This is a genomic window from Yoonia sp., from assembly GCF_965660735.1.
In the GTDB taxonomy this organism is placed as follows: Bacteria; Pseudomonadota; Alphaproteobacteria; order Rhodobacterales; family Rhodobacteraceae; genus Yoonia.
On the sequence record NZ_CBFIBD010000013.1, the window covers coordinates 33,754 to 58,754 of the forward strand.

The 25,001-nt window shown below is 60.5% G+C and carries 26 protein-coding genes, 1 tRNA gene and 1 other RNA gene; 9 read left to right on the forward strand and 19 right to left on the reverse strand.

Annotated features, from left to right (window positions below; all coding sequences use genetic code 11):
• Window positions 1-7: 7 nt before the first annotated feature.
• From ACTG4B_RS07145 to ACTG4B_RS07170, 6 genes are all read right to left on the reverse strand, one after another.
• A complete protein-coding gene (locus ACTG4B_RS07145) occupies window positions 8-844 on the reverse strand; it encodes an NAD-dependent epimerase/dehydratase family protein (RefSeq protein WP_439155006.1) in 837 nt (278 codons plus the stop codon).
• The gene (locus tag ACTG4B_RS07150) at window positions 844-1,623 is read right to left on the reverse strand and encodes an HpcH/HpaI aldolase family protein (RefSeq protein WP_439155007.1); all 780 of its coding nucleotides are present in this window, start codon (window positions 1,621-1,623) and stop codon (window positions 844-846) included. The genes ACTG4B_RS07145 and ACTG4B_RS07150 overlap by 1 nt, the downstream gene beginning before the upstream one ends.
• Window positions 1,620-2,825, reverse strand: coding sequence for an NAD(P)/FAD-dependent oxidoreductase (locus tag ACTG4B_RS07155; RefSeq protein WP_439155008.1), 1,206 nt, complete (start codon window positions 2,823-2,825; stop codon window positions 1,620-1,622). The genes ACTG4B_RS07150 and ACTG4B_RS07155 overlap by 4 nt, the downstream gene beginning before the upstream one ends.
• Window positions 2,822-4,504, reverse strand: coding sequence for a hydantoinase B/oxoprolinase family protein (locus ACTG4B_RS07160; protein ID WP_439155009.1), 1,683 nt, complete (start codon window positions 4,502-4,504; stop codon window positions 2,822-2,824). The genes ACTG4B_RS07155 and ACTG4B_RS07160 overlap by 4 nt, the downstream gene beginning before the upstream one ends.
• Entirely contained in the window at window positions 4,501-6,576 is a 2,076-nt protein-coding gene (locus tag ACTG4B_RS07165) for a hydantoinase/oxoprolinase family protein (protein ID WP_439155010.1), read from the reverse strand. The genes ACTG4B_RS07160 and ACTG4B_RS07165 overlap by 4 nt, the downstream gene beginning before the upstream one ends.
• A gap of 80 nt (window positions 6,577-6,656) precedes the next feature.
• Window positions 6,657-7,553 carry a LysR family transcriptional regulator gene (locus ACTG4B_RS07170; protein ID WP_439155011.1) on the reverse strand — a complete coding sequence of 299 codons (897 nt, stop codon included), beginning with the start codon at window positions 7,551-7,553 and terminating at the stop codon, window positions 6,657-6,659.
• A 124-nt stretch (window positions 7,554-7,677) separates the two neighbouring features.
• Between ACTG4B_RS07170 and ACTG4B_RS07175 the strand changes: the two genes are divergently transcribed.
• Window positions 7,678-7,754, forward strand: a tRNA-Pro gene (locus ACTG4B_RS07175).
• Here ACTG4B_RS07175 and ACTG4B_RS07180 read toward each other — a convergent pair.
• From ACTG4B_RS07180 to ACTG4B_RS07195, 4 genes are all read right to left on the reverse strand, one after another.
• Complete coding sequence (locus ACTG4B_RS07180) at window positions 7,742-8,617, reverse strand: CPBP family intramembrane glutamic endopeptidase (protein ID WP_439155012.1); 876 nt, start codon at window positions 8,615-8,617, stop codon at window positions 7,742-7,744. The genes ACTG4B_RS07175 and ACTG4B_RS07180 overlap by 13 nt on opposite strands.
• A 251-nt stretch (window positions 8,618-8,868) precedes the next feature.
• On the reverse strand, window positions 8,869-9,897 hold the full coding sequence (locus ACTG4B_RS07185) for an ABC transporter substrate-binding protein (protein WP_439155013.1): 1,029 nt from the start codon (window positions 9,895-9,897) through the stop codon (window positions 8,869-8,871).
• Window positions 9,867-11,237 (reverse strand): sensor histidine kinase N-terminal domain-containing protein, encoded by a 1,371-nt coding sequence (locus ACTG4B_RS07190; protein WP_439155014.1) that lies wholly within the window; start codon window positions 11,235-11,237, stop codon window positions 9,867-9,869. The genes ACTG4B_RS07185 and ACTG4B_RS07190 overlap by 31 nt, the downstream gene beginning before the upstream one ends.
• A complete protein-coding gene (locus ACTG4B_RS07195; protein WP_439155015.1) occupies window positions 11,234-11,902 on the reverse strand; it encodes a response regulator transcription factor in 669 nt (222 codons plus the stop codon). The genes ACTG4B_RS07190 and ACTG4B_RS07195 overlap by 4 nt, the downstream gene beginning before the upstream one ends.
• A gap of 125 nt (window positions 11,903-12,027) precedes the next feature.
• Here ACTG4B_RS07195 and ACTG4B_RS07200 point away from each other — a divergent pair, with 125 nt between their 5' ends.
• The 5 genes from ACTG4B_RS07200 (at window position 12,028) to ACTG4B_RS07220 (ending at window position 17,118) form a co-directional block, all read left to right on the forward strand.
• Window positions 12,028-13,014, forward strand: coding sequence for a tripartite tricarboxylate transporter substrate binding protein (locus ACTG4B_RS07200; protein WP_439155016.1), 987 nt, complete (start codon window positions 12,028-12,030; stop codon window positions 13,012-13,014).
• Window positions 13,015-13,120: 106 nt separating this feature from the next.
• A complete protein-coding gene (locus ACTG4B_RS07205; RefSeq protein WP_439155017.1) occupies window positions 13,121-13,612 on the forward strand; it encodes a tripartite tricarboxylate transporter TctB family protein in 492 nt (163 codons plus the stop codon).
• A gap of 11 nt (window positions 13,613-13,623) precedes the next feature.
• Window positions 13,624-15,138, forward strand: coding sequence for a tripartite tricarboxylate transporter permease (locus tag ACTG4B_RS07210; RefSeq protein ID WP_439155018.1), 1,515 nt, complete (start codon window positions 13,624-13,626; stop codon window positions 15,136-15,138).
• A complete protein-coding gene (locus ACTG4B_RS07215; protein WP_439155019.1) occupies window positions 15,128-16,342 on the forward strand; it encodes a CaiB/BaiF CoA transferase family protein in 1,215 nt (404 codons plus the stop codon). Before ACTG4B_RS07210 ends, ACTG4B_RS07215 begins: the two co-directional genes overlap by 11 nt.
• Window positions 16,339-17,118: a citryl-CoA lyase gene (locus ACTG4B_RS07220; RefSeq protein ID WP_439155020.1), complete on the forward strand. Its 780-nt coding sequence runs from the start codon at window positions 16,339-16,341 to the stop codon at window positions 17,116-17,118. The genes ACTG4B_RS07215 and ACTG4B_RS07220 overlap by 4 nt, the downstream gene beginning before the upstream one ends.
• Before the next feature lie 66 nt (window positions 17,119-17,184).
• Here ACTG4B_RS07220 and ACTG4B_RS07225 read toward each other — a convergent pair whose 3' ends face one another.
• The gene (locus tag ACTG4B_RS07225) at window positions 17,185-17,700 is read right to left on the reverse strand and encodes a peptide-methionine (R)-S-oxide reductase (RefSeq protein WP_439155021.1); all 516 of its coding nucleotides are present in this window, start codon (window positions 17,698-17,700) and stop codon (window positions 17,185-17,187) included.
• A 308-nt stretch (window positions 17,701-18,008) separates the two neighbouring features.
• Here ACTG4B_RS07225 and ACTG4B_RS07230 point away from each other — a divergent pair, with 308 nt between their 5' ends.
• On the forward strand, window positions 18,009-18,362 hold the full coding sequence (locus tag ACTG4B_RS07230; RefSeq protein WP_439155022.1) for a hypothetical protein: 354 nt from the start codon (window positions 18,009-18,011) through the stop codon (window positions 18,360-18,362).
• A 423-nt stretch (window positions 18,363-18,785) separates the two neighbouring features.
• Here ACTG4B_RS07230 and rpmG read toward each other — a convergent pair whose 3' ends face one another.
• The 7 genes from rpmG to ACTG4B_RS07265 all read right to left on the reverse strand — a co-directional run bounded on the left by rpmG (window position 18,786) and on the right by ACTG4B_RS07265 (window position 23,401).
• Window positions 18,786-18,953: a 50S ribosomal protein L33 gene (rpmG, locus tag ACTG4B_RS07235; protein WP_089276079.1), complete on the reverse strand. Its 168-nt coding sequence runs from the start codon at window positions 18,951-18,953 to the stop codon at window positions 18,786-18,788.
• Between the two features lie 117 nt (window positions 18,954-19,070).
• Window positions 19,071-19,439: RNase P RNA component class A (gene rnpB, locus ACTG4B_RS07240), an RNA gene on the reverse strand.
• Window positions 19,440-19,451: 12 nt separating this feature from the next.
• Window positions 19,452-20,072, reverse strand: a complete 621-nt coding sequence (locus tag ACTG4B_RS07245) for an N-acetylmuramoyl-L-alanine amidase (RefSeq protein WP_439155030.1) — start codon at window positions 20,070-20,072, stop codon at window positions 19,452-19,454.
• A 59-nt stretch (window positions 20,073-20,131) separates the two neighbouring features.
• Window positions 20,132-20,905 carry a hypothetical protein gene (locus ACTG4B_RS07250; protein ID WP_439155023.1) on the reverse strand — a complete coding sequence of 258 codons (774 nt, stop codon included), beginning with the start codon at window positions 20,903-20,905 and terminating at the stop codon, window positions 20,132-20,134.
• Window positions 20,906-20,945: 40 nt separating this feature from the next.
• Complete coding sequence (gene gatA / locus ACTG4B_RS07255; protein WP_439155024.1) at window positions 20,946-22,427, reverse strand: Asp-tRNA(Asn)/Glu-tRNA(Gln) amidotransferase subunit GatA; 1,482 nt, start codon at window positions 22,425-22,427, stop codon at window positions 20,946-20,948.
• Window positions 22,427-22,714, reverse strand: coding sequence for an Asp-tRNA(Asn)/Glu-tRNA(Gln) amidotransferase subunit GatC (gatC, locus tag ACTG4B_RS07260; protein ID WP_439155025.1), 288 nt, complete (start codon window positions 22,712-22,714; stop codon window positions 22,427-22,429). The genes gatA and gatC overlap by 1 nt, the downstream gene beginning before the upstream one ends.
• Window positions 22,715-22,753: 39 nt before the next feature.
• The gene (locus ACTG4B_RS07265) at window positions 22,754-23,401 is read right to left on the reverse strand and encodes a ceramidase domain-containing protein (protein WP_439155026.1); all 648 of its coding nucleotides are present in this window, start codon (window positions 23,399-23,401) and stop codon (window positions 22,754-22,756) included.
• A 53-nt stretch (window positions 23,402-23,454) separates the two neighbouring features.
• Here ACTG4B_RS07265 and ACTG4B_RS07270 point away from each other — a divergent pair, with 53 nt between their 5' ends.
• The gene (locus ACTG4B_RS07270) at window positions 23,455-24,150 is read left to right on the forward strand and encodes a metal-dependent hydrolase (protein ID WP_439155027.1); all 696 of its coding nucleotides are present in this window, start codon (window positions 23,455-23,457) and stop codon (window positions 24,148-24,150) included.
• A gap of 30 nt (window positions 24,151-24,180) precedes the next feature.
• Here ACTG4B_RS07270 and ACTG4B_RS07275 read toward each other — a convergent pair whose 3' ends face one another.
• Complete coding sequence (locus tag ACTG4B_RS07275) at window positions 24,181-24,627, reverse strand: nucleoside deaminase (protein WP_439155031.1); 447 nt, start codon at window positions 24,625-24,627, stop codon at window positions 24,181-24,183.
• Between the two features lie 65 nt (window positions 24,628-24,692).
• Between ACTG4B_RS07275 and ACTG4B_RS07280 the strand changes: the two genes are divergently transcribed.
• Window positions 24,693-25,001: S4 domain-containing protein (locus tag ACTG4B_RS07280; RefSeq protein WP_439155028.1), on the forward strand; the 309-nt coding region annotated here is incomplete at its 3' end.

Genomic DNA, 25,001 nt, shown 5'->3' on the forward strand with positions numbered 1-25,001 from the left:
CGGCAGGTCAGCTTTTCTTGCGATCGTCGATGATATTCAACGCAGCCACGCCGGAATTGCCCAACTCGACCGTCGCAAAGGGGCCGCCGATGCACAGGTTCGCCAGATCCTTGTTATCCAGCGGCGGCGTATCGGCAAAGACCTGAGCCGCAAAGTGTTCGGCGTTGTCCTTGGGGCGGTAGCCCAGATGCCCCGCCTTTGTATTGTCCACCACGGCGCGGTCATTGTTCGAAATGCCGTAGACCACTGTGAACCCGACAACGGGGCTGTCGATGGACCGCTGCACCAGATGGATCAGATCGTCATAGGACAGCCATGTGCCAATGCTGCGCGCGTTATTGGCAGGCGCGCAGGAAAAGATGCGAAGACAAACCGCTTCAATCCCGCGCTTGTCCCAGTAAAGGCTGGCGAGGTCTTCGCAGAAACATTTGGCCAGCCCGTAATAGGTGTCGGGCTTGTGTGGCGCATCAAGGCCGATCGTGTCGGTTTTCTTGTGCATCCCGACCGCATGCACCGAACTGGCATAGACCACCCGTTTCACGCCATGCCGATAGGCGGCCTCCCACACGTTATAGGCCCCGATGATGTTGGATTGCAGGATGTCATCCCATGGCGCCTCGTCCGCGATCGCGCCGAAATGCACGACCATATCGGCGCCCGCGATCACCTCTTCCATCGCGGCAAGGTCGGACAGGTCCGCCTGCACATAGGTTTCACCCGGATAGGTCGTGCCAATTTCGGGCGCGATATCCGTAGAGACCAGCGTGTCACACATCTTGCTTAGCGGTTCGCGCAGGTAGGATCCAAGGCGGCCGGCGGCCCCTGTCAGTACAAGTTTTTTCATCATCTTTCCTTTGTCGTTTTGCGCATCTGCGCCAGCAAGTTATCAGCCCCCTTGGCCAGCAACCCGGTATCGGTGCCGCAGGCCACGAATGTAAAGCCGTCGTTCAGCAGGTCCGCCGCAAAGGCGGGATCGGTGACAAGCGTGCCGACGGGCATGCCTGCATCCATCAGCGCCCGCGCTGCGGGTATGATCCGCGCCCAGACATCCGCATGCATCGGCTGCCCGATCAGCCCCATATCGGCGGCAATATCGGCAGGGCCGAAAAAGATGCCATCAACGCCTTTGACGGATGCAATCGCCGCCGCACGGTCAATCGCCACTTGTGTTTCAAGCTGGATCAGCACGCAGGTTTCATCGCCCACCCTGGCATAATAATCCGTGATCCGGCCAAAGCGGTTGGCGCGGATCGACCCGGCCACACCCCGGATACCGTCGGGGGGATAGCGGGTGGCAGCAACAGCGGCGCGCGCCTCGTCCACCGTCTGGACCATGGGAAACAACAGCCCCGGCGCGCCGATATCCAGCAGGCGCTTGACCATCACGGCGTCATTCCAGGGCGTGCGCACGATGGCAGTAGATGCATAGGGCGCAATCGCCTGCAACTGACCCAGCGTGGTCATGACATCGCCGGGCGAATGTTCCATATCCACCAGCAGCCAGTCATAGCCCGCACCTGCCACCACCTCAGCCGCGTAATTGCTGGCAAGGCTGGCCCACAGCCCGATTTGCGGCTGGCCCACACGGATCGCGGCCAGAAAGGGGTTTGCGGGCAGGTTCATATCACGGCCCTTTCCATGAATGCCGCACCCTGCGTGATCCGGTCATAGTGGAATGGCGTCAGATCAAGCGTCTGATATGCGCCATGTGTGATCCATTCCGCCATCCCACGCCCCACAGCGGGCGATTGCTGGAACCCGTGGCCTGAAAACCCGTTCACGAAAATGAAATTGCCGACCTCTGGGTGCGGACCCAAAACGGCGTTCTGGTCCAGCGTGTTATAGGCGTAATGACCGACCCATGAATTGCGCAACTTGATCGCCTCGAACTGGGGGATGCGGTGGGCAATGACGGGCCAGACGTGGTTTTCCCAGATGTCATGGTCGGGCGTGAAATCGTTATAATCCACAGCGTGGTCATCCTCTGGCGGGCAACCTGCCATATAGAATGTGCCATCGGTGCGGACATGCACGCCGGACGGGTCGATCGTCAGCGGCAGGTCACGGTCCAGCGGTTTGGCTGCCGCAAAGATAAAGGTGTACCGCTTGCGCGGTTCCACCGGCAGGTCAATCCCCGCCATGCGCGATGTCAGCACCGCACGGGGGCCGGATGCATTCACGACCGTGCCGCAGGCGATCACCTCGCCCGATTGCAGGATCACGCTTTCTACCTGCGTTCCGGCAGCGTTTCGGTTCATCGCGATGACTTCGTTCGTGACATATTCCACGCCACGTTCCCGCGCCGACCGGCGCCACCAGTCAAACAATGTGTTGCCGTCGAAATAGCCTTCGTCGATCAGGTTATGATTGCCCGCGATGATGTCGTCCAGATTGTAGAACGGATAGGCGGCGGCAATTTCATCGGGCATCATATGCCGCGTGCCTGCACCGCAGGCCGCCTGCACCTGCTGGCTGTCGCGCAGCGCTGCGGCGAATTGTTCGTTATCCGCCAGATACATATAGCCGAAACTGTGTAGACGCGGGTGCGGCACCCGTTCGTCACCACCCATATAGGCGCGGAAATTCTTTACGAAATCCGCGCCGAACTGGGAAATTTTCACGTTGATCGGTGCGCTGAACTGCTGGCGGATGCAGGAATTGGTGTGCGACGTCGAACACCATTCATAAGTCGGGTCGCGTTCGACCACCAGAATGCTGCCATCGAAACCAGGATTATCCGTCAGGAACCACGCCACCGACGACCCCAGCATCGCACCGCCCACGATCACCACGTCATAGCTGGATTGCAGCGGTGCCTGCGTCATGTGGTTTCCCCCTTCGCAACGGCGGCCAGAACAGCCGTAACATCGGCCTCGGACATGCCATAGTCCTGCACCGCAGCTTTGGCGGAAATATAGCCACGCGCAAGGTCGCGTTTCACCAGCGCGGGGTCACGGCTGACCGCAGGGCCATAGCCCGCCCCGCCGGGAAACCCCAGTATGACGCGCCGCCCGGCGGGCACGAATTGCTTGCCCTTGCCGCGCATGGCCGTGCCATCATCCTGTGCAATCGTGGTGGGCGCGCCATCCGCACCGCCCTGCCGTCCACGTGCGGGGTGATCCACGCGGTCGAACATGGCGGAAAAATCGCATTCGTGGCCTGCGGCGGCGCCCACCTCCATATACTGGCCCAAGCCGCCGCGATATTGGCCCGCACCGCCGCTGTCGGGGCGCAGTTCCTTGCGCCAGATGATGACGGGGCCGGTGTGTTCCGTCGCCTCGACCGGCATGGTCATCACACCGGACGGAAAGGCGGTGGCGTTCAGCCCGTCCACGCCCGGCCGCGCCCCTGCCCCGCCAGAGTTGAAGGTCAGCACCTCGGCCCGCCGCCCGTTTGCGCCAGTGGGGCGCAGGCTGACCTGAAAGTTGCACAGACAGCCCGCACCCTCGGCGGGGACCGTCGCGGGCAGGATTTTATCCAGCGCATCAAAGACGGTATCGGGGATCATATGCCCGATGATATGGCGCAGCGCGACGGGCGCGGGATGCACCGCGTTCACGATGCTATCCACCGGCGCTGTCACCTGAAACGGGGCCAAAGACGCGGCATTATTGGGGATTTCGGGCGCAATCGCGCATTTCAGCGCATAGCAGGCATAGGCCTTGGTATAGACCAGCGGGACGTTGATGCCCTTCTTGTCCAACCCTGATGTGCCCGCGAAATCGCACAGGATATGATCGGCGGCGATGGTCAGTTTGACACGCAGATCAATGGGTGTGTCAAAACCGTCAATCGTCATGCCGCCCGATGCGGTTTCACGTGGCAGGGCGGCGATGCGTTCCAGCGTGGCGCGGCGCGAATTTTCAAGGATAAAGTCGCCGATGCCCGCCAGATCGGTCAGCGCAAATTCATCCATCATTTCCGCCAGACGCCGCTGGCCGATTTCATTGCATGTCGCCAGCGCGTAGATATCGCCGATCAACTGGTCCGGTTCGCGCACATTGCCGCGCAATATCCGCACCAGCGTGTCGTCAACGCGGCCGCGGTCGGCGAATTTCATGATCGGGATATAGATCCCTTCCTCGTAAACGCTGGCGGCATCCGCGCCGAAACCGCGCCCACCGATATCGACGACATGCGCCGTGCAGGCAAAGAACCCCACATGATTACCCTTGTGAAAGGACGGGGTGACGACGGTGATGTCGTGCAGATGGCCTGTGCCTTCCCACGGGTCATTGGTGATATAGACGTCACCTTGGGTGATATTGTCCGGCCCGATCCGCCGGATGAAATGCGCGACCGCATCGGCCATGGCGTTCACGTGGCCCGGCGTGCCGGTCACCGCCTGCGCCAGCATCAACCCATCCGCATTATAGACCCCGGCGGACAGATCTCCTGCCTCGCGCACAGAGGTTGAAAAAGCGGTGCGCACCAGCGCCTGCGCCTGTTCCTCGACCACGGAAATCAGGCGGTTCCACATGACCTGATAGGCAACGCTGCTCATGGTTTCACCTCTGTGATGTCGATGGTGCCGTCGGGGCGCGCGATGGCGGTGCGGCTGGCAGGGATGACGATGGTCGTTTCATCCTCGGTGATCAAAGCGGGGCCGGTGATCGTCTGGCCCGCTGTCAGGCTGGCGCGGGCAACAACGGCGGCTTGCGTCATCGTGCCAAGGGCGGGGTCGAACAGATCACGCCGGGCTGCCACGGTGGCGTCGCTGGCATCAGGCGTGTCGGCCAGGGCGGCAGGTTTTGCCGCCTCGGTCGTGGCGTTGACGGCCCAGACGGTGATTTCAATATCCATGCCCGCCACTGTGCGACCAAAGAGAGTTGTATAATCCGCCTCGAACAGCGCCTGAAAACGCGCCGCATCAGGGTCGCGCGCGTCATCGGCGCTCAGGCTGATGGGGATTTCCCAGCCCTGCCCTGTGTAGCGCATATAGACCTTGTATTCGGCCTGAATGGCGGCTGTCGCATCGCATGTGCGTACGAAACCTGTCGCCTCGGCCGCCAGATCGGCCAGCAGTGTTTTCACCACATCGGGCGCGAAATCCGACAGTTTCATATAGACGCTGCGCGTCGCCTCGAAACTGAAGGGCGCGCGCAGGAACCCAATGGCGGAACCGACACCGGCCCCCGTGGGCACCAGCAGGCGGTTGATGCCCAGCTTTTCACACAGGCGCCCGGCATGAAGCGGTGCCGCACCGCCAAAGGCGATCATCGTGTAATCGGCCAGATCCTCGCCGTTTTCGACCGCGTGCACGCGGGCCGCGTTGGCCATGTTTTCATCCACGACCTCGGCCAGACCATAAGCGGCCGTCACCGCATCCATGTCCAGCGGCGCGCCCAAAGTTGTCAATGCATCGGTTGCCGCATCGGGGTGCAGCGGGATCGACCCACCAGCAAAATGATCGGGGTCCAGCTTGCCCAGTGTCAGGTCGGCATCGGTCACCGCAGGCCGGTCGCCGCCTCGCCCGTAACAGGCAGGCCCCGGTTCTGACCCCGCACTTTCCGGGCCAACACGGATCTGGCGCATCGTATCCACATGCGCCAGACTGCCACCACCCGCACCGATTTCCACCATGTCGATCACCGGAATCGAAATCGGCATCCCCGATCCCTTTTTGAACCGATAGGTGCGCGCCACCTCGAACACGCGCGCGGTTTTCGGCGTCTGGTTCTTGATCAGGCAAATCTTGGCCGTTGTGCCGCCCATGTCGAACGACAGCACCTTGTCCAGCCCGTGCCGCGCAGCAATATCGGCGGCAAAGACAGCGCCCCCCGCTGGCCCGGATTCCACCAGCCGCACCGGAAAATCCGCCGCACTTTCAAGGCTGATGATTCCGCCACCCGAATGCATCAGGAAGATCGGACACATCGTGCCTTCATCCGCCAAGCGCCCCTTGAGCCGGCCAAGGTAGGATTTCATCAGCGGCTTGATATAGGCATTGGCGACAGTCGTATTGAACCGTTCGTATTCGCGCATCTGCGGCGACACCTCGGACGACAGCGACACCATGACACCGGGCAGTTTTTCGGCCAGCACATCGCGGATCATCCGTTCGTGCGCATCGTTCAGATAGGCGTGAATCAGGCCCACGGCGATGCTGTCAAACCCCATCGGTGCGATCTGGTCGGCCAGTGCCGCGACTGCGCCCCGGTCCAGCGGGATCAGCACGTTGCCCTGCGCATCTACCCGTTCGGACAGGGTAAAGCGGTGCTGGCGTGGCAATAGCGGTTCAGGCAGTTGCAGGTTCAAATCGTATTGTTCAAACCGGCTTTCGGTGCGCATTTCGATCACGTCGCGGAAACCTTCGGTCGTGATCAGCGCCGTGCGCGCGCCGCGCCGTTCGATCAGCGCGTTCGTCGCCAGCGTGGTGCCGTGGATGATCTGGCCGATCTGCGCAGGCACAATTCCGGCCCTCTTGCAGACCTGATGCATGCCCTCGATGATCGCATCCTCGGGGGCGGCATAGGTGGTCAGCACCTTGGTGGACTGCTGTGTGCCGCCCACCTCTAGCACAACGTCGGTGAATGTGCCGCCGATATCGACGCCAAGGCGAATATGGTGTTGCATCTCGGCCCCCACAGATTGGAATGGGATTAGCCTAGACGGGCAAGGGTATCGCATCCAATTATTTAATGCGATTTATTAGATCATTTTTTCTGATCATAGGCTTGTGCTGTTGCCAACGCGACTTTTGCGGTATCGGCCACGATACGCCCTGATCTTTCGGCATCGAACCGGGCGAAAAAATGCAACGGCTCCGGCACCCAGTCATACCCGACCTGCACCAGGGCCCCGCTGGCAATATCGCTGGCCACCATAGCGGCGGGCAGCGTCGCAATGCCCATGCCATCGGCCGTCATATGCAGGCACGCCGCCAGATTGCTAGACGGCACCAGCCGGAATGCCAGATCACGGCGGCCGGAAATATGCGCTGTGACCTCTTCATACAGACGCGTATTGCGGGCATGGGTCAGGATCGGATGCTGCGCCAGATCATCCAGCGTGACATGACCGGCAGGCAACAGGCCGGGCTTGGCCACCCAGACCAGCGGATAGGTGCCCAGATCGATCTGCCCGCTTGTCAGGCGGCTGAAGGGCGCATTCTGCAAAGCCAGGTCGATGGTGCGCCCCGACAGTTCCTTTTCCAGATTGGCGGACAGATCGACCGTCAGCTCTACGGTCAGCTTTGGAAACTGGTCTTTGAGCGCGCGCAGATAATCGCGCAGCCACGTATGCACGACCATCTCGGTTACGCCCAGACGCAGGGTGCCTTCCAGCAAATCACGGTTGTCGGCCGCCGCAATCAGCGCATCAGTGGCATCAAGCACCCGGCGCGCATGCACCAGCAACGCCTGCCCTCTGCCCGTCAGCCGCACCGAACCCGCATCGCGAGTCATCAGGTCCGCGCCCAAGGCGGCCTCTAACGCGGCAATCCGGGCCGAGATATTGGGCTGAGTGGTGTTCAGCCGGTCTGCGGCGCGGCGAAAACTGTGCAAGTCGGCGACCCAGACAAAGGCCTCCAGTTGTTTCAGGTTCAGACGCATGTGTGGATCATCGACGACACTTAGAAAACATTCCTGTTACAAGGCTGCACTCATACTTTCACAAACGCGGCAAAAAGAAACCCCACTTGCCGACGCCAAACCGCAATGATAATCCAGCGTCCGTCAGGGATTAGCTCAGCCTGGTAGAGCGCTGCATTCGGGTTGCAGAGGCCAGAGGTTCGAATCCTCTATCCCTGACCATGTTGTGCTTGTGCGCGGTCGTTACGCCGGACGAGCGGAGTTGACTGCACCACTTCGGTGACTGATCCGCGGCGTGTGAACATCGCACCCCGGTTCCACCACACGACAACGGCCGCCACGACGACAAGAATCCACGTGTCCCACGGTTGTGCATCGGGCCAGAACGGGTTGTTCAGCTGCCAGTGGAACAGCATCGGCCAGAGCAAGCTGCCACGCGCACTGTTGAAGATCGGCGTCACCAGCACCGCGAGCGTTATGTTGCCGATAAAGAAAGGCAGAAAGTCCCAGTCGGCGAATACGACCCCCGCCAGAAAGAACGCGGGCAGGTGCCAGAACCCCCATGTCGCGCCGATGATCAGGCCCGCCCAGATCGGTGCCATGTGACGTTGCAGCAAGGGCTGCATGACACCGCGCCAGCCGAACTCCTCGATCGGCCCCAGAAAGAGCATCATGAACAAGACCGCCACGACCGGGCCGATCCCCTCGGGCGGAAGCGGCGCAAGCACCGGCCCGCCCTTGATCAGCGAACCGGCAACGAAGACGAGAGGCACAAAGAGCAGGATAAAAGCCGCCCAGCCTGTGGAACCGCGCCACATCAAAAGCCGCGAGAAGAAGGCGCGGAGACCGGAGGGCCCGGAATACAGAAAGACAACCACGAAGGCCGCGATCGCCGGCGACCACGTCGCAAGAAAGAAGAATGGATGTGAACCGCTGATCTCGCCGAATGTAGCGGCAGCCCGTTCGGGGGCCATCACATATAGTCCGATCAGCCCCCATGTAATGACAAACGTGATACCCAAGAAGCTGGCAAGTGCCCCGGACGGTATCGTGATCGGGTGCCTTGAAGGCGGTCTTGCTTGCATCGGGAAACCTCCTTGGGTCGGATGGACACAAAGAGTGATATTCGCGCGTCTATGCGCGCCCGTCGCTGATCTTGATCAATGCATGCACGTCCTGCGCCCGCAGCGCGGGGGCTAGTCCGGCGGACAGAGGGGCCACAGCCGGTTTTCCCGCCAGACGAAAACAGCCCCCCTGCATTGGCCCGTTTCCCACAGCATGGTCGTTCAGGCGGATTGCGCCGTCAGGTCTTGGCGTCGTCTGCACATGAGGTGTGCTAGCGCTGCTCCATCGCGTTTTCCCATTCCGTCAGAAAGGTCCGGCGGTTCAGCGGGTCCAGATAGACCATCAAACCCGGTCCCAGCCGGATCGGGCCAAAGCCCACGGCTTCGCCTGAACCGGACTGGCTCAGGGACGGCAAGGGCCACTCTTCGGGGGCATCCCGCAGGCCCAGCCTGGCCAGCATGTCGATCATCGCGCCGGCGGCTTCGGTTTCCCGCGCGTTGGCAAGAAGAACGACTGTGCGCAACATGACATTGGTGAAATCCTGCATCCTCAGTATTTGCATCCGGCCCTGCTCATCCTCGGCCATTCGCCCGGCAACATAGCTGCCCAGCACATTATAGGCCAAAGCCAGCCGCCCTTTTTCGACGTCTTCGATCATCTGCGAAGAACAACAATATAACTGAGGGCCAAGTCGCCCCATCACTTCGTTCAGCCGCCAGAAGGCATCGGTTGAACGGTCCTCTTGCGTGGCGAACAGAAACCCCAATCCACTTTCACGCACATCATATGTCCCGACCGCACCAGCAAAGCGGTCAGGATTATCACGCAAGATCGCGATCAGCTCTTGCCGGTTCACAGGCAGGTCAATCCCCCTGAATCTGGCGGTGTTGATCACAAGAACCGCCGGCTCTGCCGTAAAGGCAAAGATCAGGTCACGCCAACGGGCCCATTCCGGCAGCGCCTCTGTCGCGGTCGAGCGGTAGAACTGTGCAAACCCGTCATTGGCAAGCTGGAACTGCAAATCCATCGCGGACGACATCGCCAGATCGAATTGCGCACCATCACGGATTGCACTGTGCAGCACGCTTGAGGAAACGACGGTGTAGTCGATTGCGACATCAGGGCGCCCGGCCTGATATGTCAGGATATAGGGTTCAAAGACATCCAGATCCGTTGTCGAGATGATCCGCAGAACACGTTCACTCGTCCCCGGATAGAGCCGGTGCTGTTCGACCTCCAGCGCCTGCGCGGCGCCAATAGCCCAAAAAATCAGGCCGAGGGTAATACCAAGGACACGCATGCGCCTCTCCCGTTTTTGTTTGTCGCAAGGTCCAGTCGCCCGCCGTGGGCGCCAAGCACTTCTGCCGCAATGGTCAGCCCAAGGCCCGATCCGATGATGTCGGTCGCATTGCGTCCGCGCTGGAACCGTTCAGTCAGGATTTCGAACGGCGCATCACCCAGTCCGGGGCCCTCGTCGATGACGCTCAGCTGCACTTCGTCCGGCGTCTGGACAATACGCAGTGTGATGGTGGTGTCCTCGGGTGAATATTTGATCGCATTGTCAAGCACATTGCGGATCGCATTTTCAAGCAATACCGCATCGCCGGTCACTTTGGCCGGGCTGGCTTCAAGCACCAGATGAATATCGCGCATCGCGGCTGTCGGTTCCATTGCGGCAACCGTTTGGCGGGCCAGATCAGCCAGATCAATCGGGTCGCGCGTAAGGTCTTCGGTGCGGTAGGCAACGGTCGCATGGTCCAACAGTTGCCCCGCCGAACGCGAGCTTTCATCGACAGCACGGACGATCCGGCGCAACCTTTCCTTTTCGGTTTCATCCGAGACGGTGCGCAAGGCGATTTCCGCTTGTGCGCGGACCGTCGCCAGCGGCGTGCGGATACGATGCGCCGCCTCGGCAATGAAATCCTCTGACCGGCGGATCGATAGCCGCAAGCGGTCCATCAGCCTGTTCAACGCGGTCAAAAGGGGGGCCAGATCAGCCGGTGCCGCGCGCAGCAGCGGGCGCAGGTCGGACGGACCGCGCCGTGAAACGGCAGCCGCGATTTCGTTCAAAGGCCTGAGCGAAGTCTGTGCAACAAGTGCTGACAAGCCGACCGCAACAAGGAAAAATGCCACCGACAGAATTGCGGCAAGCCGCGACAGTTCCGCCGCGATAGCCCCGACACCATCGCGGGTCTGGCCCACCGTCACCGTGACAAGGACAGGGCCGTCACCGGCCAGAACCAGCCGCGATATCGACGCGATGCGGATCGGCGCCCCACCATAATTGGCCGTCGCGAACATGACCTGACCTTGCCTGCCCGGTTCTGGTTGTGGCAGATCATCATAGCCGGTCAGGGTCGTGTCACCGGCGATCACCCGGTAAAACACGCGATCCTCGCTGATCGCCCCCAGCATTGCAAAGGCGGCATAGGGCAGTTCCAGCCGCACTTCGCCCTGTTCGCTGCGCAGGGTTTCGGCAATCGTCGTGGCCGAGGCTGCCAGCACATTGTCCTGCGTGCGCTGGGTTGCTTCTCGGGCAAGACCGGTCACCATCCCCCAGCTCAGCAATGAAAGAAGCGCTGCAACCCCCGCCAACAGCACCGTCAGCCGTTTGCCGATAGAAACTGTTTCGCCCGTCATGAAGCGTCGGTCTCGATCCGGTATCCAAGGCCCCGCACGGTTTCGATGCGCAGCCCAAAGCCGTCGATCCGGCGGCGCAACCGGCCCACATAGACCTCGATCGCGTTTTCTGTAACGGCGGTGTCATAGGAAAACAATCGGTCCATCAGGTGCGATTTCGACAGGATCTGTCCCGGATGGCGGGCAAAGACTTCTAGCAGACGGATCTCGCGACTGCGCAATTCCAGTGTGTCACTACCATATCGCAGCGTGCCTGCCAGCAGGTCAAAGACCACAGAGCCCAGTGCAATTTCATTGCGAGCCGATCCGCCGCGGCGCCGCAAAACGGCCCGGCAGCGGGCTTCGAGTTCCGAGAAATCGAACGGCTTGGTGATATAATCATCCGCCCCCTGATCAAGCGCCCCGACGCGGTCGGAAACCTGGCTGCGGGCCGTCAGCACAATGACGGGCGTTGCAAGATGCGCGCGGCTGCGGGCGAGAAAGTCGCGACCATCGCCATCGGGCAGCATCACGTCAAGCAGGATGAGATCATAGCTGGCCGCCGCCAGACAATCCTCGGCCTCGGCAAGGGTCGTTGCGTGATCGACCGCGTGACCATCCAGCGCCAGCCGTTTGATGACAGCCTCCGAAAGCTCGGTATTGTCCTCGACCAATAGATAACGCACCGAATTCCCCCGCGACCGTTCCGTGCTCGGCTGGCTTTCGTCACCTGTCAGGGTTCTGTCAGCTTTTTGTGATTGAACAAAACTATGGGCGGTGGAGGATCGCCTGTCAAATGGGAGGATTACCAATGAACACTCTTGAGTGGACACGCCGCGCGGTCATCGCTGCGGCCACCGCAACCGTCGCAATGTCGGGCATGGCCCGGGCCGATGGGCACCAAATGATGGATTCCGTGCATTTCCTGATCCCCGGCGGTGCCGGTGGCGGTTGGGACGGCACGGCGCGCGGCACGGGTGAGGCGCTGATGAATTCCGGCCTTGTCGGAACCGCGACATATGAAAACATGTCCGGCGGCGGCGGCGGCGTTGCAATCGCCAACCTGATCGAAAATGCAAAAAGCAGCCATGGCACGCTGATGGTCAACTCGACCCCGATCGTGATCCGGGCTCTGACCGGCGAGATTTCGCAAAGTTTCCGCGATCTGACTTTGGTTGCAGGCACCGTTGGTGACTACGCAGCACTGGTTGTCACCGCTGACAGCCCGATCAATTCGATGGAGGACGCGCTCGCTTCCTATCGCGAAAGCCCCGAAGATTTTGCCATCGGTGGCGGTTCGGTGCCGGGCGGCATGGATCATCTGGTTGCCGCGATCATCATGCAGGGTGCAGGCGAAGATCCGACCGCATTCAACTATATCGGATATGACGCCGGCGGCGAAGCCATGGCCGGTCTGCTGTCCGGTGAAATTGATGCTCTGTCCACCGGCTTTTCCGAAGCGGTGGCATTGGCCGATCAGGGCGAGATCCGTATTCTTGGCGTCACATCTCCGGAACGTGTGCCTGCCTATGATGCCGCCCCCAGCTTTGTCGAGCAGGGCATCGACGCGCAGTTCGTCAACTGGCGCGGCTTCTTTGCTGCCCCGGACCTGCCCCAAGAACAGCTGACCGCCTATCAGGACATGCTGGCGTCGATGATGGAAACCCCCGAATGGGAAACGATCCGCGCGCGCATGGGTCTGGTCAACATCTTTCGCCCCGGCGATGATTTTGCAACCTTCCTTGAAGCGCAGGAGAAGCAGATCGGCGATCTGATGCGCGATCTGGGCTTCTTGTAATCAACACAGACCGCTGGGTCTGCAAATGATCGATACCCCGGCAAGGCTTGCCGCGCCGGGGTATCAAATACCACAATACCAACCACAATAAGCGGAGGGACGACGAATGGCGCTTGATCGCTGGATCGCGCTGGCCTTTATCGCGCTATGCTGCGTCTTTGGCTATACCGCGTTTTTCACCATGGACGACCAACTGCCGCCCATCCTGCGGCGCAATCCGGTCTGGCCATCGACATTTCCCAAGATCCTGTCGGTCCTAGGCATCATCGTTGGGCTGATCGTTCTGTTCACCCCCAAGCCGACATCCAAGGATGACACACCCACCGACGGGACAATCGATCTGAGCCGGCTGGGTGACTATCATGTTGGCCAGGCACTCGGTCTGCTTGCGCTGATGGTGACTTATGCACTGTCGCTGCGCGCGCTTGGTTTCCTGGGATCGACAATCGGCTTTCTGGTCTTCGGCGCAGCCATTCTGGGTGAACGACGGTTTCACATCCTGATCCCCGTCGCGGTCATCGCGACCGGATCAATCTGGTATCTGGTGCAAGAGGTGCTGGGGATATTCCTGCGCCCGTGGCCAGGCATATTCATGTAAGGGGGCTGGACATGCTCGAAGGTATTCTGATTGGCCTGACCGCCGCCGTGACGCCATTCAATCTGATGATGGTGGTCATGGGCTGTATGATCGGCACATTGATCGGTATGTTGCCCGGTCTTGGGCCGATGTCGATCATTGCGATCATGATCCCCGTGGCCATCGGCATCGGCGATCCCACAGCCGCGCTGATCCTGTTGTCAGGGGTCTATTATGGCGCCATCTTTGGCGGCTCGACGTCTTCGATCCTGCTGAATGCGCCGGGGGTCGCGGGCACTGTCGCCACCAGTTTCGACGGATACCCCATGGCCCGCAAAGGGCAGGCCGGCAAGGCCCTGACCATTGCCGCCATCGCCAGCTTTGCGGGCGGGACCATTGGTGCAATCCTGTTGATGATCTTTGCACCGGCACTGTCGACCGTGGCGCTACTTTTCCATTCGGCCGAATATTTCGCGCTGATGGTGGTCGGGCTGTCGGCGATCGCCGCCTTTGCCGGGACGGGCCAGGTGGCCAAGGCACTGATGATGACCATTCTTGGGCTTCTACTTGGCACGGTCGGCGAAGGCGCGCTGACGAACATGCCACGGTTCACCTTTGGCATGATGGAGTTACAGTCGGGTTTTTCCTTTATCACGCTGGCCATGGCGATGTTCGCCCTGCCAGAGGCGCTGTTTCTGGTGATGAACCCCGCCCGCGCCGCCACTGGCGACAGCGGAAAGATCACGGGCCTGCGCATCACCCGTGCCGAGGCACGCAGCATAGCCCCCGTCATCGGGCGGCAATCGGTGCAGGGTTTCTTTATCGGCGTATTGCCGGGGGCGGGCGCCACGATCGCGTCGTTCCTGGGCTATGCGGTGGAACGCAACATCGCCAAAGGGGCCGAGCAAGAAGAATTCGGAAAAGGTTCCATCAAGGGTCTGGCCGCGCCGGAAACCGCCAATAACGCGGCCTGCACGGGGTCTTTCGTGCCACTTTTGACGCTGGGCATCCCAGGGTCCGGCACAACAGCCATCCTGCTGGGCGCGTTGCTGGCCTTGAATGTGACGCCCGGACCGCGCCTGATGATCGACACGCCCGAAATCTTCTGGGCTGTGATCATCTCGATGTATCTGGGCAATCTGGTTCTGCTGATCCTGAACCTGCCGTTGATCCCCTATATTGCGAAAATCCTGACGATCCCACGCACCTTCCTTATCCCGTTCATCTTGTTCTTCACGTTGATGGGCAGCTATCTGGGGCAGAACAACGCCACCGAATTACTGATCCTCGTGGGCTTCGGGATCATCGCCACGATCTTGCGTTTTGCCGATTATCCGCTTGCCCCGTTGCTGATCGGGTTCATCCTTGGGACCATGCTGGAAAACAACTTTGCCCGTGCGATGCAGCTATATCGCGGCTTCGACTTCATTCTTGAACGTCCGATGACCCTTGGACTTCTGGTCGTGGCGCTCCTTCTGGTGCTGCTGCCCAGCTTCCGTAGCTACCGCGCGCGCAAGCGGGCCGAGGGCGTGGCAGATGGCGACTGAGGACGGATCGGCACAACGACCCCTTGCCGGGGTCCGCGTGCTGGATCTGGCGAATGTGCTGGCCGGTCCCTTTGCCTGTCACCAACTGGCGCATCTTGGCGCCGAGGTCATCAAGGTCGAGGCGGTCGGCCATGGCGACCTGGCACGTAACCTTGGCGCTGACCCAGCCCTGTCCGCCAGTGGCATGGGGATCAGTTTTCTGGCGCAGAACGCGGGGAAAAAATCGCTGGCGCTGAACCTCAAGGATCCGCGCGGCAAGGCGGCACTGAAACGGCTTGTCACGACCTCCGACGTGCTGGTCGAAAACTTTCGTCCCGGTGTGATGGACCGTCTGGGGCTAGGCTATGACATCCTGAAAGTTGAAAACGACCGGTTGATCTATTGCGCGATTTCGGGCTTTGGGCAAACCGGGCCTTGGGCTGACAGGCCCGCTTATGATCAGATCATTCAGGGTGTGTCGGGGGTCATGTCCATCACCGGCGATGCGCAAGGCGCGCCATTGCGCGTAGGCTATCCGCTTGCGGACACGCTGGGCGGGTTGACTGCGGCGATGGCAATCTGTGCGGCGTTGAATGCACCGCAACGCGGCGCCTTCATCGACATATCAATGCTGGAATCCGTTCTTGCGACGATGGGCTGGGCCGTATCCAACCACTTGATCGGCGGCGTGGCACCTGCCCCTTTCGGGAATGAAAACCCGACATCAGCGCCTTCGGGTGCGTTTCAATGTGCCGACGCGCTGCTGAATATTGCAGCCAACAAGGACGATCAATGGCGCGCCCTTGCCCGCCACCTTGGACGCGACGATCTACTTGATGTCCCCAGCTTTGCCACGCGCGAGGATCGCAAACGCAATCGCTTGCGACTGAAGGCGGAACTGGAGACCGTCCTGACAACCCGCGATGCCGAAGACTGGGCAAAGGAACTGAACGCGGTTGGCGTGCCGGCGGGGGCGGTGATGCAGGTGCCTGATATCCTTGCACATCCACAGGTGTCCGATCGCGCCTTTCTTGGCCAATTCGAACATGTGCCTGGTGTAAATCGCCCGATCACGGTGGCCCGGATCGGCGCGATGATCGACGGAAAACGACCCGCTGTAACCACGCCGCCGCCGGAATTGGGCGCTGACAGCACAGAGGTTCTGCAAGATCTGGGCTATACGCCCGCAGAGATCGAACAGCTACGCAAGGAGGGTGTGATTTGAACAATGGAACCGATGTATCCGACTGGTGGCGGACAAAAATAATCGACATGGAGCCGGGGCGCATTCACCTGCGCGGCCGGCCCGTGCAAGATCTGATCGGGACGACCGACTTTGCCCAGATGATCTGGCTGATGGTGACCGGCGCGGTCATCGAAGGCCCGCGGGCCGCGCTGTTCGAGGCGGCTTTGGTCGCTGCCGTCGACCACGGGCCACAGGCCCCGTCGATTGCGGCAGCGCGGATGGCCGCGACCTGTGGTGTCGGGTTGCAATCGGCCATGGCGACCGGATTGAACATGCTGGGCGATGTGCATGGCGGCGCCGGAGAGCAGGCCGCAGAGCTGTATCATGCGATAAACAAGTCCGGTGTCGGGGCGCTTTCAGATACGCTTGATAAATGGCGTGCCGCGCATGGGCCTTACCTGCCGGGCTTTGGGCACCGTTTTCACAAACCGGTCGATCCGCGCGCACCACGCCTGCTGTCGTTGGTGGACGAAGCCGCTGCGACGGGTGCCGTTACAGGGACCTATGCCGGGATCGGACGCGCCATTGAACGGCAACTGGCCGAAGAACGCGGCAAGCCCGTGCCGATGAATATCGATGGTGCGACAGCAGTGATCTATGCTGAACTCGATTGTCCCCCTCCTCTTGCGCGGGGTTTCTTTTGCCTTTCGCGTTCGGTCGGTCTGTTGGCCCATTCATGGGAACAGTTGCAGCAGGGCGGGCGCAACAAGGGACCGACCCCACCGTCTTATCGCTGGACCTACGATGGCGACTGACAAGACCACGCAAGATCCGCCGCCCGGTGCCCTTGCAAGCGGCGGACCCCAATAAAAAAGGCGCGTCTATGCCGCCTGAACGAAATCGAGTGACGCCCCGTTGATGCAGTGCAGGACCTGTTCCTCCACAAGAAGGATGTGGCCCATGTGGCTGCCACAACGGCGGCAATGCACCTCGATTTCGGTGTTCAGGATATTTCGCTCGGCGCTCATATCGCCGCTGATATCCTGAGACATCAGTTGCGCGTTCGGTTCGCTGGCGACAAAAAACAGCCAGCCCTTTGGCAGGTTGACCTTGGTGTCCCAGCGATACTGCGTCAGGCCGCAACCGCGGCAGTCATACCGGCCCTTGCGCGACTCGGCCCAGATATCGCTCGACATCGGCATTTCGGTGCTGCCCTCGCGCAGGATCGCATAATCCTCGCCCAAACGTGCGCGCCATTCCGCATCGGTGCGCGTGATTTGATAGTTGAACGGGTCGCGCCCCGCCGGAACATCGGCGTGGCCCGCCTTGGGCAGGGCAAGGGCACCAGCCAGAATGGTGGACCCGCGCAAGAGATCTCTTCGGTGAATTGATGTCATTGGACTTTCCCTTTCTATAATGGCTGAAAATATCTTAATTCCTGATTATATATTTTAATCGACTCACGGCGTCGCCTCACATCAGCGTGCTTCACCAGTATTTCATCAGCCAACACTTTTTCGTTTTCTTCATCACAATTTGCTATTCGCCTTCTCTCGATGGCGTGTATTCCCTGTAACTCAAGCCGACGTGATTTGATATTACAGGGCGTGGAAGAAATAATTGGGATGCAATTAATAGAATTGCGAAATTCAATTAAGGCGAATGCGTTCGGCAATACCGACCGCCGCCAGAATGGAGACACAACATGAAAAATATTTTTGCAGCAAGCATCCTCGCAATGGCCGTTGCCGGCGCCGGGGCCGCCAATGCCCAAGATATGTTCGCATATATGGGCGATCAGGCAGACGGCATCTCAACCGTCATCATCGATCCCTTTAACGCCTCGGGTGACGGGTATGTCGCCGTATACGATCATCACCGGGGCGACGTGGGAAAACTTCTGGGCGTTGCGTCTGTCCATGAAGGCGCAAACAACGAAACCCGCGTCCAGGTTGGCCGCCCGCTTCGCAACGACGTGATCGCTCTGCTTTTCGTTGGCGATGATTTCTCGAACCCGTCAGAGGCCGTCGACAGCGTCGAGATCGATATTGAAGAATGACTTTCGGGCGTGCCTGATGAAAAAATGGTCTGCCAATGAGAATTGGCCGACCATTTCGAAATTGCAAATTATAGACACTTATAATTTTGAAAGTTACATTTATTTTATTTCACGATATTTCTTGATTATTTTTTATTTGTGAAAATACGCACGCGTGAATTTTTTAAACCTTAGTCGCGTGATAACAGCACACTTGGAAAAATCACGCAGTGGCATGTCTTGCCCGCGCGCGCCATTGCAGGGGCAGTCATATGGCCTGACCTCAAATCATGCCGCATGCCGCTGACCTCCACCCAGGCGATCAGTAAGGCCAAGCCGCCGTCCATCGGCACGACAGGCCCGTGCGCGTTCGATACTCTGGTATATAAAACAAAAAACCGCGCAAATTGCGCGGCTTTCCGAACTGTCTGGTCGCACGATCAATTACTTGATCTTGCCTTCCTTGTATTCAACATGCTTGCGCACGACGGGATCATATTTCTTGATCGACATCTTTTCGGTCATCGTGCGTGCGTTTTTCTTGGTCACATAGAAATGCCCGGTCCCCGCGGTGGAGTTCAGGCGGATCTTGATGGTGGTAGGCTTCGCCATATCTCATCTCTCCTGGTTGCGGGCCGTATCGGGCACTGCGCATGAAATCATTGAGCCTGCCTTTTACCCTTGCGCGGGGCCGAGTCAACCGCAAACCCACGTTGAACGGTGCAGATAATGCGCGGATGGCCTGTAAGCCGGATTCTGTCCCCCGCAGTTGCCCACGGATGGATGACCATTCATCTAGACCGCCTGTTACCAGACGATCTCTAGCTGCCAACCCGGATCTCTCGGGCTCAAGCCACCCTGCCTCGCGGCGCGAGATCCCTATTTGGCATTGCTCCCGGTGGGGCTTGCCGTGCCGCTTTGGTTGCCCATCGCGCGGTGGGCTCTTACCCCACCGTTTCACCTTGACCCTGCATGCAGGGCAGTTTGTTCTCTGTGGCGCTTTCCCTGGGGTTGCCCCCGCCGGGCGTTACCCGGCACCGTGCTTTGTGGAGTCCGGACTTTCCTCGGCATTGCTGCCGCAGCCATCCAGCCATCCGCGCATCTGTGCAGTTAGGTGCAGGCGGCGTTCACGTCAACGGGGAAACGGCGCGCAAGATCACGGATCAAGCCGGCATCTGTCGCATCCAGCGGGCCAGTCCACCAAGGGCGGAACCGCAGGCGAAAGACCTGCAACAGCAGATCGGCGTCTTCCGTCGCCGTATAGCCAAAGGCGCGCATCAGCGGCGGAAAATCAGCAGTATCCACATTTTCCGCCGGTTCCGGCCAGACAGACAGCCCTTCACGGGCCAACCTGCGCCAATCGAATCGCGCACCAGGGTCTATCTTGCGCCCCGGGGCCATGTCGGAATGGCCGATCACCCGTTCCGGCCGGATATCCCAGCGCGCCCTGATCCCGCGCAGCAGATCGGCCAGCGCGTCCATCTGTGCGGCTGCAAAGGGGCTGAAGCCATCATTGGCAAGCTCGATCCCGATGGAACGGCTGTTCACGTCCGTCACCGCACCCCAGTGCCCTGCCCCCGCGTGCCATGCACGCAATGCCTCGGGCACCAGCGACATCACCGCGCCATCCGCAGCAATCAGATAGTGGGCCGATACTTCGGTAGCGGGGTTGCACAGGGTCTCAAGTGCGGCCCTTGCAGATGGCATCGCGGTATAGTGGATCACGACCAAGTCGGGACGCGCATCGTCCCTGCGCGGCCCGCAATTGGGCGACGGATGCGATGCGATCTTCAGTTGCCAGCGGCCCGCTTGAAGGGGGCGGGGTCCCACCCACAAGCAAAGCCGTCACCATCTGGGTCAATCCCCAGACGATCACGTTCCGGCCCGCCACGGGCCAGAAAATCGCGCTGGGCCTCATCCGCATTGGCGTAAGCCGCACAATTGCGGATATAGCGGCCCTGCGTCGTCAAGAGCGACCTGCTATACCATTCCTGCCCTTTCACATTGGGTGCATTGATGGCGTATGCCACGATGTTCGGGCCTGTGGTGCTGGGCCGCTCGGGCACCGCGGTCGGCGTGATCTGTTCGCGTGCCGCGGCCTGTGCAGCGCGGCGTTGGGCATCGCTTTCGATGGTTTCGCGGGTCGCCACGGCGTCAAAGTTCTGCTCGTCGGAAATCCCGGGATTGTTCGTAATCACAGGCGCTGCATTGCCGGGGCTCGCATCCAGCCCGGCGGTCCGGCCGGGGTCGGTCGCAGTATTGACCGGTGGTCTGGGTTGCCCGATCCCGGCTTCGGCAAGAGCGCTGGAGGGGATCGCTTGCACTGTCGCTGGTGCGCCTTCGGCTGATGCTGTGTCGACCGGGCTGGAACGTCCGGGAATGGCTGTCACACGTGGTGGTGGCACGATGCTGCCGCGTGGCGAAGAAAGTGCGGCCTCGCGCTCGGCGCGCTCCAATTCGAACGTCGAATAGCTGTCAAAACCGATGCCACGGCTACGTTCTGAATCGGATGTGCAGGCCGCAAGAGCGACAAACGCCATCGCAATGGTAAAACCTCTGGTCATCGGGATCCGCCTGCCATCTGCGTTACATTTTTTCAGGTAACTACCACCACTTTTTCGGTTTGGCTACAAAACCTGCCGCCTGTTCCAGCACATAGGCGGTGTTCAGCAATCCTGCTTCTTCCCATGGGCGACCGATCAGTTGCAGCCCCAAGGGCAGTCCCTGCGCGTCGATCCCCGTGGGCACGGCGATGCCCGGCAGCCCGGCCAGGTTCACCGTCACGGTGAACACATCGTTCAGATACATCTTGATCGGGTCCGCATCCGCCATTTCGCCAAGTCCAAAGGCCGCCGAAGGCGTCGCAGGCGTCAGGATCGCATCGACCCCATCGGCAAAGACGGCTTCAAAGTCCTGTTTGATCAGCGTGCGCACCTTGCGGGCGCGGTTGTAATAGGCGTCATAGAATCCCGCCGACAGGACATAGGTGCCGACCATCACCCGCCGCTGGACCTCTGCGCCAAACCCTTCGGCACGGGTCTTTTCATACATCTCTGTGATACCATCGCCCTGCGCGAGCTTGGCACGGTGGCCAAAGCGCACCCCGTCATAGCGTGCAAGGTTCGATGACGCCTCGGCAGGGGCGATCACATAATAGGCCGGCAGCGCGTATTTGGTGTGCGGCAGGGTAATATCGCGGATCACCGCGCCTGCGTCTTTCAGCATCGCGGTGCCGTCGGCCCAAAGCTTTTCAATCTCGGCAGGCATCCCGTCCATGCGGTATTCCTTGGGGATGCCGATGACCTTGCCCTTGATGTCACCGGTCAATGCGGCCTCGAAATCGGGGACCGGCAGATCGGCGCTGGTGCTGTCCTTGGGGTCGTGGCCGCACATCGCCTGCAACATGATCGCGCAGTCGCGCACGTCCTTGGTCATCGGTCCTGCCTGATCCAGCGAGGACGCGAACGCCACGATCCCCCAGCGCGACACGCGCCCGTAGGTGGGTTTCAGCCCCGTGATGCCGGTAAAGGCTGCAGGCTGGCGGATTGATCCGCCGGTATCGGTACCGGTCGCCGCAAGGCAAAGGTCCGCCGCAACCGCCGCCGCCGACCCGCCCGAAGATCCGCCCGGTGTCAGTTTCACATCACCCGCTTTCCACGGGTTGACCGCATTGCCGTAAACGGATGTTTCATTGGACGAACCCATGGCGAATTCGTCCATGTTCAGCTTGCCCAGCATGACCGCGCCCGCATCGAACAACTGCGTCGTGACGGTGGATTCGTATTCGGGCTTGAACCCTTGCAGAATACGCGAAGCCGCCTGTGACGGCACGCCCTTGGTGCAGAACAAATCCTTGATGCCCAAAGGGATGCCGCACATGTCCGGCGCGTCGCCCGCCTTGATGCGTGCATCGGCGGCGGCGGCCTGCGTGGCCGCAATATCAGGCGTGTGATGCACGAATGCGCCCAGCGCGCCGGCGCCATCGATGGCGGACAGGCAGGCCTGTGTAATCTCGGCGCTTGTGGTGTCGCCCTTGCGCATCGCATCGCGGGCCTGAGCAATGGTCAGTTTGGTCAGATCGGTCATTATTCCACCACCTTCGGCACAGCAAAAAACCCTTCGCGGGCATCGGGCGCATTGGCGAGGATCGCCTTTTGCTGGTTCCCGTCGGTCACCACATCATCACGCCGTTTCAGACGTTGCGGTGTGACGGATGTCATCGGCTCCACGCCGTCTACATCCACTTCGTTCAATTGCTCGATAAACCCAAGGATCGCGCTGAATTCCTGGGCCAGCGCCGGCAGCGCGTCATCCGCGACCTTGATGCGGGCCAGCTTGGCCACACGGCGGGCAGTTTCGGTGTCAATCGACATGGGCATTACTCCGATTAGGCGTTGCCACTGCGTTTAGCGTCAGGCCGTGCGGCCCGCAAGCATGTGGCGGCGGTAAACTTCGATCATCCAGCCCAGCATGACGCCATTCAGCACATGCCACAGGAAATGCGTGCCGATCGGCAGCGCATCGCACAGGCGCGCATCCAGTGACCGAAAGGTGATGGATGCCGTCAGAATTGCAGCCCCCGCCAAAAATCCGCGTGCCAGTTCCGCCTGATGACGCAGGAAAACGGCGTAAACCACCAGCAGAACGGGCACAGTCCAGTAAAAGTTCGAAATCTGCAGGAACGGGATCTGGTTCAGAACCGGCACCATCAGGGCGGCATAGGGGAAAAACAGCAGTGTCGCCAGGAATGCCCACGATGTCCGCATCAGCACCGCATCGCGATTGATCGCGAAAAGATAGGTCAGAATGAACAACCCGATCGGGGCAACATCCGCCAGCGCCGCCCATGCCGTTGCGTGGGTGTGAAACAAGTAGCTGCCCACACCAATCGCAAACAGGATCAGGCACAGCGCCCGTGCGATGGGCAGGCCTGCACTGCGCGGCCACATAATGGCTGCGGCGATGATGAACGAAAGGTTCGTGACAGCGTTGACCGGCTCTGCCCAATAGGACGCATGAAGCCGTTCGCAATAGCCATCGATCTGTGCAAACCAATCCATCTTGCGCCTTTCCTATCAGGGTTTAGTCTGGTGCGGCAAACGTGGAGGACAAGATGAAAATTACATGGCTGGGACATTCAAGTTTCCGGATCGAGATCGCGGGGCAGGTTCTGCTGGTCGATCCATGGCTTGCGGGCAATCCCGTATTGCCCGAAAATCATCATGACGCAGCCATCGCGGGGGCCACACATATATTGCTGACCCATGGCCATGGCGACCATGCCAGCAGCGCCCTTGCCATTGCCAAGGCTGCGGGGGTTCCCATTGTGTGCATCCATGAACTGGCCACGCTTTGGGCTGACAAGGATCTGGTTGAAACGCAGGGGTTCGGCAAGGGCGGCACCGTCAAACTGGGCGATGTGGGCGTGACGATGGTGAACGCCTGTCATTCGTCGAGCGTGGATTTCGGCGAAGATCGCCCATTCTACGCCGGATCAGAGGCCGGGTTCATGATTGCGGGCGAAGGGCATGTGATCTATGTCAGCGGCGACACCGATATCATGGCCGACATGGACTGGATGGGTGATTACCACAAACCCGACATCGGAATCTTATGCTGCGGCGGGCATTACACGATGGACATGGACCGCGCGGCCTATGCGGCGAAACGATATTTCAAATTCAAGACGGTCATTCCCTGCCACTACAAGACGTTCCCCCTGCTGGCGCAATCCGCACAGCCGCTGGTCGATGCCTTGCCGGGGGTCGATGTGAAAACGCCCGACGTGATGGAAACGCTGACCTTCTAGCGTCCGACCAAAGAAATTTCGCGAAATTTCTCAGCGCCGCTGTGCGAAGAAATCGCGCAGCAATGCCTCTGATGCGGGGGCGGCGATGCCGTCGTACACCTCTGGCGCGTGGTGGCATTGCGGGTGACTGAACACCCGCGCGCCATGCGCCACGCCGCCCGATTTCGGGTCTGCCGCGCCGTAATACAGTCGCCTGATCCGCGCGATGCTGATCGCGGCGGCACACATCGGGCAGGGTTCGAGCGTCACATACAGGTCGCACCCCGTCAGCCGTTCCTGCCCCAGTGCCGCACAGGCCGCACGGATCGCCAGCATCTCCGCATGTGCGGTGGGGTCGTTCAGTTCACGCGTGCGGTTGCCGGCCTGTGCGATCACCCCGTCCGGTCCCACGATGACGGCGCCAACCGGCACCTCGCCCCGCGTTGCCGCTGCGCGCGCTTCGGTCAGCGCGATATCCATGTAGCTGCGAAAAACCATGATGTCGTGATGCCCCGACAACCATGCCACTGGCAAGGGCAGATCAAAGCGGGTATGGGGCGCATATGACCGATACACCCCCCACAGGCGACCGCATCGCCAAAGTCCTTTCCCGCGCCGGCATCGCCAGCCGCCGCGAGGCCGAACGCATGATTACCGAAGGCCGGGTCAGCGTGAATGGCAAGACCATCGACAGTCCTGCGCTGAACGTCACTGCCGCCGACAAGATCGTCGTTGATGGCAAACGGGTGGGTGAACCCGACCCGCCACGCATCTGGCTTTATCACAAACCGGCGGGCCTGGTGACGACGGAACGGGATGAAAAAGACCGCGAAACCGTGTTCGACGCCCTGCCCGACGACATGCCACGCGGG

Bases quoted from the DNA above. Each gene is read 5' to 3' on its own strand.
- ACTG4B_RS07145 (WP_439155006.1), bottom strand. From the start codon at position 844: ATGAAAAAACTTGTACTGACAGGGGCCGCCGGCCGCCTTGGATCCTAC.
- ACTG4B_RS07150 (WP_439155007.1), bottom strand. From the start codon at position 1,623: ATGAACCTGCCCGCAAACCCCTTTCTGGCCGCGATCCGTGTGGGCCAG.
- ACTG4B_RS07155 (WP_439155008.1), bottom strand. From the start codon at position 2,825: ATGACGCAGGCACCGCTGCAATCCAGCTATGACGTGGTGATCGTGGGC.
- ACTG4B_RS07160 (WP_439155009.1), bottom strand. From the start codon at position 4,504: ATGAGCAGCGTTGCCTATCAGGTCATGTGGAACCGCCTGATTTCCGTG.
- ACTG4B_RS07165 (WP_439155010.1), bottom strand. From the start codon at position 6,576: ATGCAACACCATATTCGCCTTGGCGTCGATATCGGCGGCACATTCACC.
- ACTG4B_RS07170 (WP_439155011.1), bottom strand. From the start codon at position 7,553: ATGCGTCTGAACCTGAAACAACTGGAGGCCTTTGTCTGGGTCGCCGAC.
- ACTG4B_RS07180 (WP_439155012.1), bottom strand. From the start codon at position 8,617: ATGCAAGCAAGACCGCCTTCAAGGCACCCGATCACGATACCGTCCGGG.
- ACTG4B_RS07185 (WP_439155013.1), bottom strand. From the start codon at position 9,897: ATGCGTGTCCTTGGTATTACCCTCGGCCTGATTTTTTGGGCTATTGGC.
- ACTG4B_RS07190 (WP_439155014.1), bottom strand. From the start codon at position 11,237: ATGACGGGCGAAACAGTTTCTATCGGCAAACGGCTGACGGTGCTGTTG.
- ACTG4B_RS07200 (WP_439155016.1), top strand. From the start codon at position 12,028: ATGAACACTCTTGAGTGGACACGCCGCGCGGTCATCGCTGCGGCCACC.
- ACTG4B_RS07205 (WP_439155017.1), top strand. From the start codon at position 13,121: ATGGCGCTTGATCGCTGGATCGCGCTGGCCTTTATCGCGCTATGCTGC.
- ACTG4B_RS07210 (WP_439155018.1), top strand. From the start codon at position 13,624: ATGCTCGAAGGTATTCTGATTGGCCTGACCGCCGCCGTGACGCCATTC.
- ACTG4B_RS07215 (WP_439155019.1), top strand. From the start codon at position 15,128: ATGGCGACTGAGGACGGATCGGCACAACGACCCCTTGCCGGGGTCCGC.
- ACTG4B_RS07225 (WP_439155021.1), bottom strand. From the start codon at position 17,700: ATGACATCAATTCACCGAAGAGATCTCTTGCGCGGGTCCACCATTCTG.
- ACTG4B_RS07230 (WP_439155022.1), top strand. From the start codon at position 18,009: ATGAAAAATATTTTTGCAGCAAGCATCCTCGCAATGGCCGTTGCCGGC.
- rpmG (WP_089276079.1), bottom strand. From the start codon at position 18,953: ATGGCGAAGCCTACCACCATCAAGATCCGCCTGAACTCCACCGCGGGG.
- ACTG4B_RS07250 (WP_439155023.1), bottom strand. From the start codon at position 20,905: ATGACCAGAGGTTTTACCATTGCGATGGCGTTTGTCGCTCTTGCGGCC.
- gatA (WP_439155024.1), bottom strand. From the start codon at position 22,427: ATGACCGATCTGACCAAACTGACCATTGCTCAGGCCCGCGATGCGATG.
- gatC (WP_439155025.1), bottom strand. From the start codon at position 22,714: ATGTCGATTGACACCGAAACTGCCCGCCGTGTGGCCAAGCTGGCCCGC.
- ACTG4B_RS07265 (WP_439155026.1), bottom strand. From the start codon at position 23,401: ATGGATTGGTTTGCACAGATCGATGGCTATTGCGAACGGCTTCATGCG.
- ACTG4B_RS07270 (WP_439155027.1), top strand. From the start codon at position 23,455: ATGAAAATTACATGGCTGGGACATTCAAGTTTCCGGATCGAGATCGCG.
- ACTG4B_RS07275 (WP_439155031.1), bottom strand. From the start codon at position 24,627: ATGGTTTTTCGCAGCTACATGGATATCGCGCTGACCGAAGCGCGCGCA.